Below are 18,402 nucleotides of genomic sequence, written 5' to 3' on the forward strand. Positions count from 1 at the left end.
CTTAGGTGTTGTATGGTTAAGCCTCACGGGTAATTAGTACAAGTTAGCTCAATACATTACTGCACTTACACACCTTGCCTATCAACGTTGTAGTCTCCAACGGCCCTTTAGGGAACTTAAAGTTCCAGTGAGAACTCATCTTGAGGCTCGCTTCCCGCTTAGATGCTTTCAGCGGTTATCGATTCCGAACGTAGCTACCGGGCAATGCATCTGGCGATACAACCCGAACACCAGCGGTTCGTCCACTCCGGTCCTCTCGTACTAGGAGCAGCCCCTCTCAATTCTCAAACGCCCACGGCAGATAGGGACCGAACTGTCTCACGACGTTCTAAACCCAGCTCGCGTACCACTTTAAATGGCGAACAGCCATACCCTTGGGACCGACTTCAGCCCCAGGATGTGATGAGCCGACATCGAGGTGCCAAACACCGCCGTCGATATGAACTCTTGGGCGGTATCAGCCTGTTATCCCCGGAGTACCTTTTATCCGTTGAGCGATGGCCCTTCCATTCAGAACCACCGGATCACTATGACCTACTTTCGTACCTGCTCGACGTGTCTGTCTCGCAGTTAAGCTGGCTTATACCATTGTACTAACCTCACGATGTCCGACCGTGATTAGCCAACCTTCGTACTCCTCCGTTACTCTTTAGGAGGAGACCGCCCCAGTCAAACTACCCACCAAACAGTGTCCCAAACCCCGATTCAGGGGCCATGGTTAGAACTCAAAACATACAAGGGTGGTATTTCAAGATTGGCTCCACGTCATCTGGCGACAACGCTTCAAAGCCTCCCACCTATCCTACACATGTAGGCTCTAAGTTCACTGCTAAGCTATAGTAAAGGTTCACGGGGTCTTTCCGTCTAGCCGCGGGTACACAGCATCTTCACTGCGATTTCAACTTCACTGAGTCTCGGGTAGAGACAGCATGGCCATCATTACGCCATTCGTGCAGGTCGGAACTTACCCGACAAGGAATTTCGCTACCTTAGGACCGTTATAGTTACGGCCGCCGTTTACCGGGGCTTCGATCAAAAGCTTCGACCTAAGTCTAACCTCATCAATTAACCTTCCGGCACCGGGCAGGCGTCACACCCTATACGTCATCTTACGATTTAGCAGAGTGCTGTGTTTTTAATAAACAGTTGCAGCCATCTGGTATCTTCGGCCTCTAGCAGCTTAGAGAGCAAGTCTCATCACCGCCAAAGGCGTACCTTCTCCCGAAGTTACGGTACCATTTTGCCTAGTTCCTTTACCCGAGTTCTCTCAAGCGCCTTGGTATTCTCTACCTGACCACCTGTGTCGGTTTGGGGTACGATCCTTTATTATCTGAAGCTTAGAGACTTTTCCTGGAAGCATGGCATCAATGACTTCAGTACCTTAGTACCTCGACATCGTATCTCAGTGTTAGTAGAAACCCGGATTTACCTAAGTCTCCCACCTACATACTTGAACCTGGACAACCATCGCCAGGCCCACCTAGCCTTCTCCGTCCTCCCATCGCAATAATAAAGGGTACGGGAATATTAACCCGTTTCCCATCGACTACGCCTTTCGGCCTCGCCTTAGGGGTCGACTCACCCTGCCCCGATTAACGTTGGACAGGAACCCTTGGTCTTCCGGCGGGGAGGTTTTTCACCCCCCTTATCGTTACTCATGTCAACATTCGCACTTCTGATACCTCCAGGATGCCTTACAGCTTTCCCTTCGACGGCTTACAGAACGCTCCTCTACCACGCATATAAATATGCGTCCGCAGCTTCGGTGATATGTTTAGCCCCGTTAAATCTTCCGCGCAGGCCGACTCGACTAGTGAGCTATTACGCTTTCTTTAAAAGATGGCTGCTTCTAAGCCAACTTCCTAGCTGTCTAAGCCTTCCCACATCGTTTCCCACTTAACATATACTTTGGGACCTTAGCTGGCGGTCTGGGTTGTTTCCCTTTCCACGACGGACGTTAGCACCCGCCGTGTGTCTCCCATGATTGCACTTGTTGGTATTCGGAGTTTGCAAAGGGTTGGTAAGTCGGGATGACCCCCTAGCCTTAACAGTGCTCTACCCCCAACAGTGATACATGAGGCGCTACCTAAATAGCTTTCGAGGAGAACCAGCTATCTCTTGGTTTGATTGGCCTTTCACCCCCAGCCACAAGTCATCCCCTAATTTTTCAACATTAGTGGGTTCGGTCCTCCAGTTGATGTTACTCAACCTTCAACCTGCTCATGGCTAGATCACCAAGTTTCGGGTCTAATCCCAGCAACTATTCGCCCAGTTAAGACTCGGTTTCCCTACGGCTCCCCTAAACGGTTAACCTTGCTACTGAAATTAAGTCGTTGACCCATTATACAAAAGGTACGCAGTCACGGAATAAATCCGCTCCTACTGCTTGTACGTACACGGTTTCAGGTTCTATTTCACTCCCCTCACAGGGGTTCTTTTCGCCTTTCCCTCACGGTACTGGTTCACTATCGGTCAATTAGGAGTATTTAGCCTTGGAGGATGGTCCCCCCATATTCAAACAGGATTTCTCGTGTCCCGTCTTACTCGTTTTCACTGTAAAGAAGTTTTTGTGTACGGGACTATCACCCTGTACCGTGGCACTTTCCAGAGCCTTCCACTAACTTTTAAACAGCTTAAGGGCTGTTCCGATTTCGCTCGCCGCTACTTTCGGAATCTCGGTTGATTTCTTTTCCTAAGGGTACTTAGATGTTTCAGTTCCCCTCGTTTGCTTCGACTAGCTATGTATTCACTAGCCGATGACACTAAGTGCCGGGTTGCCCCATTCGGAAATTCCAGGATATAACGCTTGTTATCAACTCCCCTGGACTTATCGCAGATTACCACGTCCTTCATCGCCTCTAATTGCCTAGGCATCCACCGTGCACGCTTATTCACTTAACCATACAACACCTAAACAGTGTCTAGATGTGTATGTTGTTCCAAGACGCTTGTGACTCATATTTTACATATGAAAAACAATCGTTTTTCGTGCACCTATCAATTAATAAATTAACTGAGTAGATACGTACTCACATTACGTAACGAATTACATAATGCTTTTTATTTTGCTTGATTACAGTATCTAATTTAACTACAAGTAGTTATTTTAAATACTGAGAACAATTTCGTTTATATTTATCACATCAATCAACTTACTCTGTAAAACAGAACTAAGTCATTGTTATTATGTGATAAATAAGAACATTTATCAGCTTTCCTAATTGTTAAAGAGCAGTGTTAAAAACACTTAATAATCATTCTAAGCAAGAACAGTTATTAAGTATCTTTTATTAAAGTAGTAGTTGGTATCCCCAAGGGGATTTGAACCCCTGTTACCGCCGTGAAAGGGCGGTGTCCTAGGCCTCTAGACGATGGGGACCCGGAACCTACTTTGCTTTCTAATCAGTCTAATCAAACAATCTGTGTGGGCACTCGCATCATTTCTACAAGTAGAAATAAAGGCTTCATAAGAAGCTTGCTAATGTGTTTCTTTACGTAAGGAGGTGATCCAGCCCCAGGTTCCCCTAGGGCTACCTTGTTACGACTTCACCCCAGTCATGAACCACACCGTGGTCATCGCCATCCCCGAAGGGTTAAGCTAATGACTTCTGGTGCAGCCCACTCCCATGGTGTGACGGGCGGTGTGTACAAGGCCCGGGAACGTATTCACCGTGGCATTCTGATCCACGATTACTAGCGATTCCAACTTCACGGAGTCGAGTTGCAGACTCCGATCCGGACTACGACAAACTTTAGGAGATTCGCATACCATCGCTGGTTAGCAGCCCTTTGTATTTGCCATTGTAGCACGTGTGTAGCCCATCCCGTAAGGGCCATGATGACTTGACGTCGTCCCCACCTTCCTCCGGTTTATCACCGGCAGTGTCCCTAGAGTTCCCGGCATAACCCGCTGGCAAATAAGGATAAGGGTTGCGCTCGTTGCGGGACTTAACCCAACATTTCACAACACGAGCTGACGACAGCCATGCAGCACCTGTCTCAGAGTTCCCGAAGGCACTCATCAATCTCTTGGTGATTCTCTGGATGTCAAGGGATGGTAAGGTTCTTCGCGTTGCATCGAATTAAACCACATGCTCCACCGCTTGTGCGGGCCCCCGTCAATTCATTTGAGTTTTAACCTTGCGGCCGTACTCCCCAGGCGGTCTATTTAATGCGTTAGCTTTGAATCCCACGGCATATAGCCACAAAATTCTAATAGACATCGTTTACTGCGTGGACTACCGGGGTATCTAATCCCGTTTGCTCCCCACGCCTTCGCGCCTCAGCGTCAGTCTTTGTCCAGGTGGCCGCCTTCGCCACTGGTATTCCTTCAGATCTCTACGCATTTCACCGCTACACCTGAAATTCTACCACCCTCTACAAAACTCTAGTTAACCAGTTTCAAATGCAGTTCCAAGGTTGAGCCCTGGGATTTCACATCTGACTTAATTAACCGCCTACGCGCGCTTTACGCCCAGTAATTCCGATTAACGCTCGCACCCTCCGTATTACCGCGGCTGCTGGCACGGAGTTAGCCGGTGCTTCTTCTGCGAGTAACGTCACAGATAAAACCTATTAAGATTTACCCTTTCCTCCTCGCTGAAAGTGCTTTACAACCCGAAAGCCTTCTTCACACACGCGGCATGGCTGCATCAGGCTTGCGCCCATTGTGCAATATTCCCCACTGCTGCCTCCCGTAGGAGTCTGGACCGTGTCTCAGTTCCAGTGTGGCTGGTCATCCTCTAAGACCAACTAGGGATCGTCGCCTTGGTAAGCCATTACCTTACCAACTAGCTAATCCCACTTGGGCTACTCTTATGGCGTGAGGCCCGAAGGTCCCCCACTTTGATCCGGAGATGTTATGCGGTATTAGCAGTCGTTTCCAACTGTTGTCCCCCACCATAAGGCATATTCCCAAGCATTACTCACCCGTCCGCCACTCGTCAGCAAAGTAGCAAGCTACTTTCTGTTACCGTTCGACTTGCATGTGTTAAGCCTGCCGCCAGCGTTCAATCTGAGCCATGATCAAACTCTTCAATTTAAAGTTTAATTTGCACTTAATTAAAAGTGCGACTCAATACTACTGACTAAAACTTACTGCTAATCTCCTATATAAATATAAGAAACTCACAATTTATTATTCTGAAATAATGAATTATTTCGTGTGTCACTATTATTGATGTTGCCTTTACAAGAAAGGACTTTGATTTTTTTGAAATCACATCAACAACAAGTGCTCACACAGATTGTTTGATTAAATTGTTAAAGAGCGTGCCTTTCGGCTAGGCGGCGTATATTACGCGCCTTTCGAACAATGTCAAGGTCTTATATTTAATGTTTTATAAAAGATTACAAACCTTTTTAAAACATGAAAATTTGCCTTTAGAAAACTTAATTTCAAACCGAAGCTCGAATCGTTAAAGCGTTTCTTTTGTTCTCAGTCTTGGTTAGTGGCTTGCGCCTCCGTCCTTGTCTGTGCGGCGTATTATAGGGATCGCGAAACTATTCGCAAGCGTTTTATTGCGATTAATTACAATTAATTTTTATACTTACTTTGGCCACAACTTACACACAAAAATGACCAAGTTATCCACAGAGTTGTTAGATGGCTTTAGCAATAGCAGCAAGATCATCGAATACAGCTGTTGCTAATGTTTCACCCTGTTCAGTGATATCTTTGCCTGAACGTACTAAATAGTTGGTTTTAATCCCTGCAGCGATACCAGCTTGTAGGTCAGAAACTTTATCGCCGACCAAAATTGATGCTTCTATATCTATATTAAGGTCTTCAATAGCATTCTTTAACATCCCAGGTTTTGGCTTACGGCATTCACAGTCAACTTTAAATTCACCTTGGCCTTCTTCACTATGATGAGGACAATAGTAAATACCATCTAAATCGACACCACGATCAGACATAGACCAATCCATCCATTCAGTTAATGTATTAAATTGCTCTTCAGTGAATAAACCACGTGCAATACCTGATTGGTTTGTAATGACAACTAATAGGTAACCTTTTTTCTGAAGTTCAATACAGGCTTCAATAGTGCCTTCAATAAATTCGAAATCGTCTCTCTGTGAAACATAGCCATTATCTTTGTTAATGACACCATCTCGGTCTAAAAATACTGCGGGTTTTGCATTACTCATTTTACATCTCTATTTCAGCTTGTTTAATGGTGTTATTATGCCACCCATTATTATCCCCTACTATCAATAAAGAGAGCCGACTATGAATAGACTTGTTATTATCGTTTTTATCGCCCTAGTTTCTGGCTGTAGCAATTATCAATTTCATTCTAATGTTGATAAAGAAAACTTCGATGATTACTTCAAACCATCCCATGTGGTTGTTTATGAAAAAAAGCAGTTGCTAGATCTTGAATATACTGTCTTAGGTGCAGTAGAAGGGAGTAGTTGTCAGGAAGCTGAGATAGATGTTCCTGCAAGTGAACGAGAAGCGCGTACTAAAGCAAGATTCAATGCCGCTGATATGAATGCTAACGGTATTATATTTCACTCTTGCCTCAATATTGAACAAGATGAAACCTGCATTAGTAATGTGATCTGTTATGGACGTGCATTAGATGTAGAAATTCCTGAAAATGAGTAGTTTTCAATATAATGTAATAGGCACTTTACATTCTCCTTATAAAGAGAAGTTTGCAGTACCAAGGCAACCAGGTTTAGTACCGAGTGCAAAAGCGGAGTTAGAAATATTAACTCCCTACAATGATATTAATGCTTTTAATGGTTTAGATGATTTTAGTCATTTGTGGTTAATCTTTGAATTCCATAAAAATATAGCAACCACAGATATTGAAAATGGGTGGTCTCCTACTGTGCGCCCTCCGCGCTTAGGGGGTAATAAGCGACTCGGTGTATTTGCGACTCGTAGTCCAAATCGTCCTAATTCAATTGGTTTATCATTAGTAGAGTTTCATGGATTGATTCAACGCGATGGGAAGTTATTTCTTTCATTAAGTAATATAGATTTAGTAGATGGCACGCCTATTGTCGATATTAAACCTTATATTCCTTACGCGGATGCAATACCAACCGCTAGAGCCGGGTTTGCACAAACATCACCAGAGCGAACATTAACCGTTAGCTTTAGTGAGCAAGCCAACTTACAACTGCAAGCTTTGTCTGAACAATATCAAGATTTACAACAATTCATTATTGAAGTGTTACAACAAGATCCTCGACCTGCTTATAAAAAATTAAAGCCTGATGAAAAAATCTATGCAATGCACCTTTCTGATTTTAATATTAAGTGGCAATGCACATTAGAGACGATCACTGTTTTATCTATTAAGTGGGTTTAGCTTATACCAATCACAATAAATAGCTTATCTATTTTATTGGTTAAAACAGCCCACTTCCTCGTTGTAAATTTGGTAAAGGGAACCGCCATTAAAGAATTAACATTTTTTAGTTAATTCTTCGATAGACGATTAACGAAGTTAATCTTCGAAAGGCTCAATTTACACCTTGAATTGAACCGTTTTTTCAGTGCAAAATTTAGATAACATATTTAATGTAATCGGCATTACTTTTAACGACTTAATTATAATAGTCACTATGACAGTTAAGTCGTCATTGCCTTTTAGACTCTTTTTTAAGATTTCTTTTTAGGTTTAGACAAGCGATAACCGATAGCACCTCCAGCTAAAGCCCCAAATAAATGGCTTTCATAAGAGATGTTTGGTGAACTCGGCAATACACCAAAAACTAAACCACCGTATAATATTAAAACCAATACCGAGATAACAATATCTCGAAAATGTTTTTGCCTAAATCCGTAAACAATCAAATATCCCCACATGGCATAGACCACACCACTCATTCCGATATGAATACTGCCACCACGAGCGAATAACCACACTAAAGTACCAGTGCCTAATATTGACAATATAAAGACTATCCAAAATCGTTTGAGGCTATGTAACCCAATCAAGCTTGAGAAAATAACAAAAGGGAAAAAATTACTAATGAGATGCGCCCAATCACCATGTAAAAATGGCGCAAAAAGTATTCCTGATAAATAGCTCGCTTCTCGCGGTGCAATACCAAACCGATTAACAGTAAAAATACTATTAATAATGAGTAAAATGGTACAGAACAGCATAATCGCTAAACTATGTTTTGCTGGCTTTAGATAACGTTGCATAAGGTTTCCTCTTGAACATTATGTAAAACTAACTAAATTCTAGGTAAAAACACAACATTATTTAGTTAAATCAGTTAACAATGCTTTAGTCGATGGCAATCGACTGCTAAAATCAGCCAACTTTATACAAGCAATCAATAAATCGATAGAGAACTATCAACAAGGATCACCATGCGTACTACCAATTATTTATTATCCACTCAAAAAGAAGCTCCAAGTGATGCAGTAATTGCCAGCCACCAGCTGATGTTACGCGCAGGTATGATCCGTAAATTAGCATCAGGTTTATATACTTGGCTACCAACAGGTTTACGTGTTTTACGTAAAGTAGAAAAGATTGTACGTGAAGAAATGGAACGTGCAGGCGTGGTTGAAATTTTAATGCCTGTCGTACAGCCAGCAGATTTATGGCATGAAACGGGTCGTTGGGACAAGTTTGGTGGGGAATTATTACGTATTAAAGACCGTAATAACCGTGATTTTGTTTTAGGCCCAACACATGAAGAAGTGGTAACAGAACTTGTACGTAAAGAAGTAAACAGTTACAAACAGTTACCACTTAACTTATTTCAAATTCAAACTAAATTCCGTGATGAAACTCGCCCTCGCTTTGGTGTGATGCGTGCACGTGAATTCACTATGAAAGATGCTTACTCTTTTCACCTTGAACAAGAATGTTTAGAAAAAACGTACCAAAATATGTTTGATGCCTACTGCCGAATCTTCGATCGTTTAGGTTTAGAGTATCGCCCAGTAATTGCTGATACAGGTAGTATTGGCGGAAGTGCGTCTCACGAATTCCACGTATTAGCGCAAAGCGGTGAAGATGCAATTGTATTTTCTGACCAAAGTGATTATGCAGCGAACATTGAAAAAGCAGAAGCATTATCACCTGCGTTTGATCGCCCAGCAGCAAGTGCTGAGTTAGCAGTCGTTGATACGCCTAATGCACACACTATTGAAGAAGTGTGTAACTTACTTAATGTTGAAGCATCAAACACAGTTAAGACATTATTAGTTGAAGGTGACGCCAAAGAAGGCGAAATGGCTCCAGTTATCGCATTAGTATTACGCGGCGATCACAACTTAAATGAAATTAAAGTTGAACATGTTGAAGGGATTGCAAGTCCATTACGTTTTGCAGGCGCTCAGCAAATTTTAGATGCTGCAAATTGTGAAGCAGGCTCTATCGGTCCTAAAGGTTTAACTATTCGTACAATCGTGGATCGCAGTGCTGAAAAATTAGCAGATTTTATTTGTGGCGCTAACGAAAATGGTAAGCACTTAACAGGTGTTAACTGGGATCGCGATATCACTGATTATGAAATTGCTGATTTACGTGAAGTGGTTGAAGGTGATCCAAGCCCATGTGGTAAAGGCACACTATCAATTGCACGCGGTATCGAAGTAGGTCACATTTTCCAACTAGGTGATACGTACGCAAAATCAATGAATGCAGCCGTATTAAACCAACAAGGTAAAAACCAAGTAATGACTATGGGTTGTTACGGTATTGGTATTTCACGTATCGTTGCTGCTGCTATTGAACAAAACAACGATCAAAATGGTATTATTTGGAATGATACATTAGCACCTTTCTCGGTCGTGATTGTACCAATGAATATGAAAAAATCTCATCGTGTTGCAGATTTAGCAGAGCAATATTATGCAGAATTAAAAACAGCTGGTATTGAAGTACTATTAGATGATCGTAAAGAACGTCCAGGTATTATGTTTGCAGATGCTGAACTAATCGGCATTCCGCATACATTAGTGATTGGTGATCGTAGTATTGATAACGGTGTTATTGAATATAAAGATCGTGCTTCTGGCGAAAAACAAGAAGTGAAAATTGAAGAAGTCATTGAATTTATTAAAGCAAAGTTTGCTTAAATAAAAGCATAACCTTTTAGTATAGACTCATTAAAACCACGCTTTTATCGCGTGGTTTTTTTATCACTAAATTCTCTTAAAGCAACGCCGAAACATTCCTACTCTTTTTATTAAACTATTTTCATAGTAGATTACATTAGTATCAATACCCTCTTAAACAAAACCTCATTAACACTTAATAAACAACAGGGTTTATATGACATACTTTTTAAGGGCTTTATTATTGCCTTTTCTTTTCACTTTATTACCTATCGCAGGTCAGGCCGATATTCCAATGCTAGAGAGTAAATCAAACAGTCAATTAAATAGCAGCTTAGATAATAAGTATGAACTCAATACAGAGGTACATCTTGATGCAAACTTCTCTCCTGCTATTAATACTTTTTGGAATAAACATGCTCAAATAAAAACATTCGACAGTGAAGTTGGTGGCACGATTAATACCGTTCACATTAAAACAGGTAGTACTAATGCGATTGTTATCAGCCAAGGGCGTAACGAGTCCGTATTAAAGTATAAAGAATTAGTTTTTGATTTAAGTAATCAGGGTTATGACGTTTTTTTAATCGATCATCGAGGACAAGGGTATTCTAGCCGTTTAGGTGGAGATGCTTATCGTGGACATGTGCAAGAATTTAATGATTATATAATAGACTTAACAACATTTATTAATTCACTACAGTTAGAAAAAAATTACCAGTCTCGCTTTATTTTAAGCCACTCGATGGGCAGTGCGATTAGTGCTTTGTATCTAGAAGAACAAACACACCCTTTTACTGCCGCTGTTTTTTTTAGTCCTATGCTTTCTATTAACCTAGGAAGCATGCCTCCTTTTATTGCTAAAGCAGTCAGTTACATTAGTGATTTAGTCTGTAGTTGGTTTAGTGATTTAGCCTGTTATGCACCAGGCGTAGGACCTTACATACAAACAGCTTTTGAACACAATATTTTAACGAGTAGCGTTAAGCGCTACCAATCTAGCTCGAATACTTTTAAGGATGCCCCTGTAACTCAATTAGGTGGTCCGACTATGCGCTGGGTAAATAAAAGCTTATTTGCAACAGAAAAAGCAATTCAACAGGCTTCGAAAATAAATATTCCCATTATGGTTATTAAAGCAGGTAGAGATACTGTTGTAACAGAACAGGGCCAAAATGCATTTTTTGCTAATACAAACGATTGCAAGGGTAATAAATTGATACGTATAGAAAATGCTCGACATGAACTACTGTTAGAGCAAGACCAATACAGAATACCAGCAATAAACGAAGCACTCGATTTCTTTCAACAATCTCAACAAGGTAAACTGTCATGTATAAAATAGCCATCTCAGATCTTGATGGAACCTTACTTGGACCTGATCATAAGGTTTCAAGTAAAACTAAAGAAAGTATTCAACAATGGAAAAACACTGGTAGAAAATTCGTTATTGCTACTGGACGTCATTATATAGAAGCAAAAAAAATACAAGATGAGTTAGGGGAGTCTATTTTTCTAATTACCTCAAACGGTGCTCGCGTACATGATCAACATGGCAATATTATATTAAAGCAAAACTTACCGACTGATATTGCAACGGCAATCTGTGAAAATAGCTTCGATCCATCAGTACAAATAAACTTATTTACAGATCAAAAATGGTTCGCTAACTTTTCAATGCAAGAGCTAGTCGGTATGAGTATAGATACCGACTTTTATTGTCAAACAACAGACTTAAAAGTCATTGATAAATCTAACACGATTAAGATTTTCTTTTGGGGCGATAGAGAAAAACTAGATGTCATTTATGAAATGCTAGATAAACGATTTGCCGATAGAGTTAATCTCACTTTCTCATTAGATAGATGTTTAGAAGTGATGGAAGCCAATACTAATAAAGGTGCGGCAGTGGATGCTGTATTGAAAATAATGGGCTTAACTGCGCAACAAGCGATTGCCTTTGGCGATGGAATGAATGATGTTGAGATGTTATGCGGCGTTGGTAAACCTATATTAATGGCTAACTCACAAAAAGATCTTTTAAGCGCATTACCTGATGCTGAAATCACCCAATCTTCACAAGAACACGGCGTCGCCGTTAAAATGGATGCCATTTTGAACGAGGCATTAAGTTAATAAGTAAATTTTAGAAAATACCGACTTAAAACATTAAACCCCCATTTTATATAAATTATAGAATGGGGCTTTATGTTCGTTAAACCTAAATGAGTACAAATTAAATATACAGAACTACATGTAACCTCGATAACAATGTAACCTCGATAACAATGTAACCTCGATAACAATGTAACCTCGATAAAATCAATCTGCCTTATTGCTCATCACGCTGAAAAACTAAGTCAGTTGCTGTTGAAGCAGCTTCAACAAAGTAATAACCACCAATAGTGAAGCCTTTTAATCGCTCAATATCAGTTATTTCATTTTCCATAATATAACGCGCCATTAAACCACGAGCTTTCTTCGCATAGAAACTAATCACTTTATATTGCCCATTCTTTTGGTCTTTAAAAATAGGTGTAATGACTGTCGCTTTTAATGCTTTAGTTTTAACGGCTTTAAAGTATTCATTAGAAGCAAGGTTAACTAAATACGCTGAACTTTGAGCAACAAGTTGTTTATTTAATTGTTCGGTAATTAAATCACCCCAGAATTGATAAAGGTTTGTGCCACGTTCATTATCTAAACGAGTTCCCATCTCAAGTCGGTACGCCAACATTAAGTCTAAAGGACGTAATAAACCATATAAACCAGATAAAATGCGCAAGTTCTGTTGTGCATATTGCAATGCAGTTTCACTTAAGGTTTCAGCTTCTAATCCAGTATAAACATCACCTTTAAAAGCGAATAAACATTGTTTAGCATCTTTATCTAATGAAAAAGGTGTTTGCCATTGTGTAAAACGAGCTACATTTAAACCTGCAATTTTATCACTAACTTTCATTAATGAAGCGATATCTTGTATTGATAATGTTTGGCAACGGTTTATTAATAACTGACTTTGTTCTAATAAATTGGCTTCTGTAAACTCAGAAGTCGTCGCCGGTGTTTCAAAATCTAACGTTTTAGCTGGAGAAATAACAACTATCATATGTTTTCCTAATCTATCAATATCAGTTAATGGTTAAATTGCTTAAGCTGTTGGGCTTTGATTCAGTGCCGATTTCTAATTTAATCATTAAACGTAAATCATTTTCTGAATCTGCATGTGCTAATGCTTCAATATAACTAATTCTACCATCTGCGTATAATTTAAATAAAGCTTGGTCGAAGGTTTGCATACCATGCTCTGTAGAGGAAGCCATAATTCGTTTGAGTTCATGTAATTCACCTTTACGCATTGCATTTGCAATAGTCGGTGTATTAAACAAAATTTCAAAGGCTGCTCTGCTTCCTTTACCATCAGGTGTTGGAATTAACTGTTGAGCAACAATGGCATTTAAGTTAACAGACAGATCGTATAAAAACTGTCGGTGACGTTCTTTAGGCACAAGATGTAAAATACGGTCTAACGCCTGGTTAGCATTATTTGCATGTAAAGTTGCCATACAAAGGTGCCCTGTTCCTGCGAAGTTTAATGCAAATTCCATTGTTTCACGCGTTCTGATTTCACCCTGTACAATAACATCAGGTGCTTGTCGTAATGAATTACGTAACGCTTCTTCGAAAGAATCGGTATCTAAACCTACTTCTCTTTGTGTAATCACTGAACGAGCATGTTCATGTATAAATTCAATAGGATCTTCAACGGTAAAAATATGACCTGATGCATGATTATTACGATATCCGATCATTGCAGCCTGAGTGGTCGATTTACCTGCACCTGTTGCTCCAACAAATAAGATTAAACCACGTTTAGCCATACAGACTTCTTTCAGCTTTTCAGGTAATAATAACTCATCAAATGTCGGTATTTTCTCTTGAATACGACGAATAACCATACCAGGGCTATCTTTTTGCATGAAAGCACTAATACGAAAACGTCCAATTTCTGGACGGTGGAAAGCGAAATTAGCTTCTTTTTTACGTTTAAATTCAATGAAGCTTTCTTCATTCAACGCACTTTCTAATAAGCTATAAATATCTTCATCAATCAAATCATCTTCAGATAATGATTCTAATCGGCCATTTAATTTAATCGTCGGAGGTAGACCAACAGAAATATATAAATCAGAACCTTTATACTTATCTAGATAACCTAGTAATCTATCTAACATAACGACCTCTTAAAATGTTTTAGGATCCATCGCTTTTGATGCTGCATCTTCATAAGATGCAATTCCCTGAGCGACTAAATCTCGAAGACATTGATCCAGTGTTTGCATGCCATGTATCTTACCGGTTTGAATAACAGAGTACATTTGTGCCACTTTGTCTTCACGAATTAAGTTACGAATAGCCGGAATACCGATCATTATTTCATGTGCAGCAACTCGGCCACCACCATTCTTTTTCAATAATGTTTGTGAAATTACAGCGCGTAATGACTCTGATAACATAGAACGTACCATTGCTTTTTCTGCAGCAGGAAATACATCGACAATACGGCTAATTGTTTTAGCAGCAGAGGTAGTATGCAAAGTACCAAATACCAAATGTCCGGTTTCAGCGGCAGTTAATGCTAAACGAATCGTTTCAAGGTCACGCATCTCACCAATTAGAATAACATCGGGATCTTCACGTAACGCACTACGTAACGCCATATCAAAACTTAAAGTATCTTTATGAATTTCACGTTGGTTAATGAGTGATTTTTTAGTGGTGTGGACAAACTCGATAGGATCTTCAATGGTTAAGATATGTTCGTTTCGAGATTCGTTAATGTAATCAACCATTGCTGCTAATGTTGTCGATTTACCTGAACCAGTAGGTCCAGTTACCAACACTAAACCACGAGGGTAGTCTGAGATATCTTTAAAGATAGCAGGAGCATTAATATCATCTAATGTTAAGACTTCACTAGGGATGGTACGAAATACAGCAGCTGCACCACGGTTTTGATTAAAAGCATTAACACGAAAACGAGCTAGCTCTTTAATTTCAAAAGAAAAATCTGTTTCAAGCTCCTCTTCAAAATCCTTGCGTTGCTTATCATTCATGATGTCATATATTAAATTATGTACTTCTTTATGTTCTAATGCAGGCATATTTATTTTACGTACTTCACCATCTACACGAATCATTGGAGGAACACCTGCAGAAAGGTGTAGATCTGATGCTTTATGCTTTACACTAAAGGCTAATAATTCCGTTATATCCATAATTTAAAATCCTAATAATATGACTAATATACCTAACAATATCGTAGCTGTTGAACAAAAAATAGCTCAAGCTAGTATAAATGCACAACGCCAAGACAAAGTGCGGTTATTAGCTGTCAGTAAAACCAAACCGGTTTCATCAATTAAACAAGCATTTGCACAAGGTTTATCTCACTTTGGAGAAAACTATGTGCAAGAAAGTATAGAAAAAATTCAACACATCAAAACAGATAGTTATTTTGATAGACCAATTCATTGGTATTTTATTGGTCCACTGCAATCTAATAAAACTCGCCCAGTGGCGGAAAATTTTGATTGGGTACAAAGTGTAGACCGTTTAAAGATAGCACAAAGACTCAATGAACAACGTCCTGAAAACATGCCCAAGCTCAATATTTGCTTACAAGTTAATATTAGTGGAGAAGAAAGCAAATCGGGTACTACTTTATCACAAGTAATTGAATTAGCATCACAAGTACAAGCCCTCTCACGGTTAAAACTTCGTGGTATTATGGCGATTCCACAAAAGAGCGATGACCCAAAAGTTGTCGAACAACAATTTTTAGCATTACATAAAATATATCAAACATTACAACAGCAGTATCCCGACATTGATACCTTATCCATGGGTATGAGCGGTGATTTAGAAAGTGCAATTAAATGCGGCAGTACGATGGTTCGTATTGGTACTGATATTTTTGGTTCAAGATAAAAATTAATAGTAAGGAATAATAAAATGCAACATAAAAACATCACCTTCATTGGTGCAGGTAATATGGCAGGTAGCATCATTAATGGTTTAGTTAAGAGCGGTTACCCAGCAAAGCAAATTTGTGCTTCAGCACCAAGCCTCACTAATACACAACAACTAGCAGACGATCTTTCCATTCTAAACAGCCAAGATAATAACCAATCAGCACAATGGGCTGATGTTGTTGTATTAGGTGTTAAACCACAAATGATGGCAGCAGTTTGCCAAACCTTAGTAGATGCAGGCGTTGATTTTTCTAACAAGCTAGTTATTTCAATTGCCGCTGGTGTTTCTGTTGCACGATTACAGTCTATATTAGGTGACAATACCGCCGTGATCCGTACCATGCCAAATACACCGTCATTACTGCAAAAAGGAATGACAGGCTTATTCGCTTCACAACAAGTATCGAAAGAAGATAAAGCGTTTTCTGGTGAATTAATGGCAGCGGTAGGCGAGATAGTTTGGGTAGAAGAAGAAGCTCAAATCAATGCTGTTATTGCAGCAGCAGGTTCGGCTCCAGCATATTTTTTCTTATTTATGGAAGCAATGCAAACCAAAGCAATAGAAATGGGCTTTAGTGAAGAAGATGCACGCTTACTAGTACAACAAGCTGCTATTGGTAGTGCAGAAATGGTAAAACAAAATCCACAGTTGGATTTAGCAACGCTTCGCAATAATGTAATATCAAAAGGCGGTACAACGGCAGAAGCTGTGCGTACGTTTAACGAATTAAACTTGCCTGAAATTGTAGGAAAAGCAATGCAAGCTGCGTCAGATCGTGGTGCCGAAATGGAAAAATTGTTTTAATAGCTATATTCAATGGTTCTGTATTTTAAAGTCAGTAGTGTAAAAGTTTGAGTTTAATGACTTTACATTTAAAATCTGAAACTTAATAAATCAAATATTTAATAGTCGTATATAAAGGTAGTAAATAAATGAATGCTGTTAATTTTTTAATCGATACTGTGTTTGACCTGTATTTGATGATTGTATTGTTACGAGTTTGGTTACAACTAGCTCGTGCGGATTTTTATAATCCATTTAGCCAATTTATCGTAAAAGCAACTCAACCGATTGTCGCGCCATTACGTCGTTTCATTCCAGGTTATGGTGGTTTAGATATTGCGACTATATTGTTTGCATTTATTGTCGCTGCGGCCAAAATATTAGTATTAAGTGCCGTACTCAATTACACGATTAATCCGATGGTCATATTGATATCAGCATTGTTTATTTTGATCACAGCGGTGTTCAAATTATTATTCTGGGTATTAGTAATACGCGCAATATTAAGCTGGGTCAGTAAAGGCCAAAACCCGATTGAAGCAGTGATGATTCAATTAACAGAACCATTATTAAGTCCTGTTCGTCGCATTATTCCTTCAATGGGAGGATTAGACTTATCAATGCTTGTTGTATTACTGGGACTTCAGTTTGTAGAAAAACTAGTGACTGATTTACTTGCTCAGTTATTAGGTTAAATGACTATTAATATTCAAAGCATTAATGTTCTAAACACTAATCCTCTAAGTACTAATATTCCAGCTATTAACAAGCAAAGAATAATGATGAACACTTTTTAATGAGCAGCTATTATTCATATCAAGGCGAAGATTTATTGCTTCGCCTTTATTTACAACCTAAAGCTAGCCGAGATCAATTTGTTGGCGAACATGGCGAAGAGTTAAAAATTGCGATTACTGCACCACCTGTTGACGGTAAAGCCAATGCACATTTGGTAAAGTTTTTAAGTAAGCAATTTAACGTAGCAAAAAGTGCAATTAGTGTAGAAAAAGGCTTACAAAGTCGACACAAATTAGTACGAATTAAACAGCCTAAAAAACTACCTTCACTTTTTTCACAATAAGGGATTATATGTTTCGTTCAATGATTATATTTAAAACGTTGTTTTTAAGTTTACTGTTATTCACCAGTTCAACGGTAACCGCTGAACAATTTAAAAAGTTTGGTAACCTTGAGGTTCATTACATAGCGATTCCAAGCACCTTCATTCAGCCTGAAGTTGCAACACAATACAAAATCATACGAAGTAAAAATAATGGCTTATTAAATATTTCGATACTTGATACAAAACAAAATAATCAAGCTGTAGCCGCCACGTTGCAAGGCACAGGAAAGAATTTAATTGGTCAAACTCAGCAATTAACATTTACACAGATAAAAGAAGGTAAAGCGATTTACTATATTGCTGAATACCCTTTTACTAATGAAGAAATCGTTAATTTTGAAATTAACCTAAAGACTGAAAAGGCGTCGAACACGCTTAAGTTTCAACATAAATTTTATGTTGATTAAGGAAA

15 protein-coding genes, 1 tRNA gene and 2 rRNA genes are annotated in these 18,402 nt (G+C 39.3%); 10 read left to right on the top strand and 8 right to left on the bottom strand.

Features of this window, described 5'->3' with window-relative positions; all coding sequences use genetic code 11:
• Nucleotides 1–12 precede the first annotated feature (12 nt).
• The 4 genes from GQR59_RS14765 to gmhB all read right to left on the bottom strand — a co-directional run bounded on the left by GQR59_RS14765 (nt 13) and on the right by gmhB (nt 6,153).
• Nucleotides 13–2,901 (bottom strand): 23S ribosomal RNA (locus GQR59_RS14765).
• 402 nt (nt 2,902–3,303) lie between these two features.
• Nucleotides 3,304–3,379: transfer RNA gene (locus tag GQR59_RS14770), tRNA-Glu, on the bottom strand.
• A gap of 117 nt (nt 3,380–3,496) precedes the next feature.
• Nucleotides 3,497–5,041 (bottom strand): 16S ribosomal RNA (locus tag GQR59_RS14775).
• Together the 16S and 23S rRNA genes with 1 tRNA gene alongside form the textbook arrangement of a ribosomal RNA operon.
• A gap of 560 nt (nt 5,042–5,601) precedes the next feature.
• The gene (gene gmhB / locus GQR59_RS14780) at nt 5,602–6,153 is read right to left on the bottom strand and encodes a D-glycero-beta-D-manno-heptose 1,7-bisphosphate 7-phosphatase (protein ID WP_160063948.1); all 552 of its coding nucleotides are present in this window, start codon (nt 6,151–6,153) and stop codon (nt 5,602–5,604) included.
• A gap of 82 nt (nt 6,154–6,235) precedes the next feature.
• On the opposite strand from gmhB, the gene rcsF reads away from it, so the two are divergent.
• Both rcsF and tsaA read left to right on the top strand, forming a co-directional pair.
• Nucleotides 6,236–6,616 (top strand): Rcs stress response system protein RcsF, encoded by a 381-nt coding sequence (rcsF, locus tag GQR59_RS14785; protein ID WP_160063950.1) that lies wholly within the window; start codon nt 6,236–6,238, stop codon nt 6,614–6,616.
• Nucleotides 6,609–7,331, top strand: a complete 723-nt coding sequence (gene tsaA, locus GQR59_RS14790; RefSeq protein ID WP_160063952.1) for a tRNA (N6-threonylcarbamoyladenosine(37)-N6)-methyltransferase TrmO — start codon at nt 6,609–6,611, stop codon at nt 7,329–7,331. Before rcsF ends, tsaA begins: the two co-directional genes overlap by 8 nt.
• Before the next feature lie 293 nt (nt 7,332–7,624).
• Here tsaA and GQR59_RS14795 read toward each other — a convergent pair whose 3' ends face one another.
• Complete coding sequence (locus GQR59_RS14795; protein ID WP_160063954.1) at nt 7,625–8,176, bottom strand: rhomboid family intramembrane serine protease; 552 nt, start codon at nt 8,174–8,176, stop codon at nt 7,625–7,627.
• Nucleotides 8,177–8,347: 171 nt separating this feature from the next.
• Between GQR59_RS14795 and GQR59_RS14800 the strand changes: the two genes are divergently transcribed.
• From GQR59_RS14800 to GQR59_RS14810, 3 genes are all read left to right on the top strand, one after another.
• Entirely contained in the window at nt 8,348–10,069 is a 1,722-nt protein-coding gene (locus GQR59_RS14800; RefSeq protein ID WP_160063956.1) for a proline--tRNA ligase, read from the top strand.
• A gap of 196 nt (nt 10,070–10,265) precedes the next feature.
• On the top strand, nt 10,266–11,393 hold the full coding sequence (locus tag GQR59_RS14805; RefSeq protein WP_160063958.1) for an alpha/beta fold hydrolase: 1,128 nt from the start codon (nt 10,266–10,268) through the stop codon (nt 11,391–11,393).
• Entirely contained in the window at nt 11,381–12,184 is an 804-nt protein-coding gene (locus GQR59_RS14810; RefSeq protein ID WP_160063960.1) for a Cof-type HAD-IIB family hydrolase, read from the top strand. Before GQR59_RS14805 ends, GQR59_RS14810 begins: the two co-directional genes overlap by 13 nt.
• Nucleotides 12,185–12,380: 196 nt before the next feature.
• Here GQR59_RS14810 and yaaA read toward each other — a convergent pair whose 3' ends face one another.
• The 3 genes from yaaA to GQR59_RS14825 are packed head-to-tail and all read right to left on the bottom strand — an operon-like array spanning nt 12,381 to nt 15,327.
• Nucleotides 12,381–13,157, bottom strand: a complete 777-nt coding sequence (yaaA, locus tag GQR59_RS14815; RefSeq protein WP_160063962.1) for a peroxide stress protein YaaA — start codon at nt 13,155–13,157, stop codon at nt 12,381–12,383.
• A gap of 22 nt (nt 13,158–13,179) precedes the next feature.
• Nucleotides 13,180–14,283 carry a PilT/PilU family type 4a pilus ATPase gene (locus GQR59_RS14820; protein ID WP_160063964.1) on the bottom strand — a complete coding sequence of 368 codons (1,104 nt, stop codon included), beginning with the start codon at nt 14,281–14,283 and terminating at the stop codon, nt 13,180–13,182.
• Nucleotides 14,284–14,292: 9 nt separating this feature from the next.
• Nucleotides 14,293–15,327: a type IV pilus twitching motility protein PilT gene (locus GQR59_RS14825; protein ID WP_160063966.1), complete on the bottom strand. Its 1,035-nt coding sequence runs from the start codon at nt 15,325–15,327 to the stop codon at nt 14,293–14,295.
• Between the two features lie 19 nt (nt 15,328–15,346).
• On the opposite strand from GQR59_RS14825, the gene GQR59_RS14830 reads away from it, so the two are divergent.
• The 5 genes from GQR59_RS14830 (at nt 15,347) to GQR59_RS14850 (ending at nt 18,397) form a co-directional block, all read left to right on the top strand.
• A complete protein-coding gene (locus GQR59_RS14830) occupies nt 15,347–16,039 on the top strand; it encodes a YggS family pyridoxal phosphate-dependent enzyme (RefSeq protein WP_160063968.1) in 693 nt (230 codons plus the stop codon).
• 24 nt (nt 16,040–16,063) lie between these two features.
• Nucleotides 16,064–16,888 carry a pyrroline-5-carboxylate reductase gene (gene proC / locus GQR59_RS14835; RefSeq protein ID WP_160063970.1) on the top strand — a complete coding sequence of 275 codons (825 nt, stop codon included), beginning with the start codon at nt 16,064–16,066 and terminating at the stop codon, nt 16,886–16,888.
• Between the two features lie 128 nt (nt 16,889–17,016).
• A complete protein-coding gene (locus GQR59_RS14840) occupies nt 17,017–17,562 on the top strand; it encodes a YggT family protein (protein ID WP_160063972.1) in 546 nt (181 codons plus the stop codon).
• Nucleotides 17,563–17,663: 101 nt separating this feature from the next.
• Nucleotides 17,664–17,948, top strand: coding sequence for a DUF167 family protein YggU (gene yggU, locus GQR59_RS14845; RefSeq protein ID WP_160063974.1), 285 nt, complete (start codon nt 17,664–17,666; stop codon nt 17,946–17,948).
• Between the two features lie 8 nt (nt 17,949–17,956).
• The gene (locus GQR59_RS14850) at nt 17,957–18,397 is read left to right on the top strand and encodes a DUF4426 domain-containing protein (RefSeq protein ID WP_160063976.1); all 441 of its coding nucleotides are present in this window, start codon (nt 17,957–17,959) and stop codon (nt 18,395–18,397) included.
• Nucleotides 18,398–18,402: the final 5 nt, after the last annotated feature.

This window comes from Psychromonas sp. L1A2, from assembly GCF_009828855.1.
GTDB lineage: Bacteria > Pseudomonadota > Gammaproteobacteria > Enterobacterales > Psychromonadaceae > Psychromonas.

Excerpts from the sequence above, each read along its gene's own strand:
- gmhB (WP_160063948.1), bottom strand. The coding sequence starts at position 6,153 with ATGAGTAATGCAAAACCCGCAGTATTTTTAGACCGAGATGGTGTCATT.
- rcsF (WP_160063950.1), top strand. The coding sequence starts at position 6,236 with ATGAATAGACTTGTTATTATCGTTTTTATCGCCCTAGTTTCTGGCTGT.
- tsaA (WP_160063952.1), top strand. The coding sequence starts at position 6,609 with ATGAGTAGTTTTCAATATAATGTAATAGGCACTTTACATTCTCCTTAT.
- GQR59_RS14795 (WP_160063954.1), bottom strand. The coding sequence starts at position 8,176 with ATGCAACGTTATCTAAAGCCAGCAAAACATAGTTTAGCGATTATGCTG.
- GQR59_RS14800 (WP_160063956.1), top strand. The coding sequence starts at position 8,348 with ATGCGTACTACCAATTATTTATTATCCACTCAAAAAGAAGCTCCAAGT.
- GQR59_RS14805 (WP_160063958.1), top strand. The coding sequence starts at position 10,266 with ATGACATACTTTTTAAGGGCTTTATTATTGCCTTTTCTTTTCACTTTA.
- GQR59_RS14810 (WP_160063960.1), top strand. The coding sequence starts at position 11,381 with ATGTATAAAATAGCCATCTCAGATCTTGATGGAACCTTACTTGGACCT.
- yaaA (WP_160063962.1), bottom strand. The coding sequence starts at position 13,157 with ATGATAGTTGTTATTTCTCCAGCTAAAACGTTAGATTTTGAAACACCG.
- GQR59_RS14820 (WP_160063964.1), bottom strand. The coding sequence starts at position 14,283 with ATGTTAGATAGATTACTAGGTTATCTAGATAAGTATAAAGGTTCTGAT.
- GQR59_RS14825 (WP_160063966.1), bottom strand. The coding sequence starts at position 15,327 with ATGGATATAACGGAATTATTAGCCTTTAGTGTAAAGCATAAAGCATCA.
- GQR59_RS14830 (WP_160063968.1), top strand. The coding sequence starts at position 15,347 with ATGACTAATATACCTAACAATATCGTAGCTGTTGAACAAAAAATAGCT.
- proC (WP_160063970.1), top strand. The coding sequence starts at position 16,064 with ATGCAACATAAAAACATCACCTTCATTGGTGCAGGTAATATGGCAGGT.
- GQR59_RS14840 (WP_160063972.1), top strand. The coding sequence starts at position 17,017 with ATGAATGCTGTTAATTTTTTAATCGATACTGTGTTTGACCTGTATTTG.
- yggU (WP_160063974.1), top strand. The coding sequence starts at position 17,664 with ATGAGCAGCTATTATTCATATCAAGGCGAAGATTTATTGCTTCGCCTT.
- GQR59_RS14850 (WP_160063976.1), top strand. The coding sequence starts at position 17,957 with ATGTTTCGTTCAATGATTATATTTAAAACGTTGTTTTTAAGTTTACTG.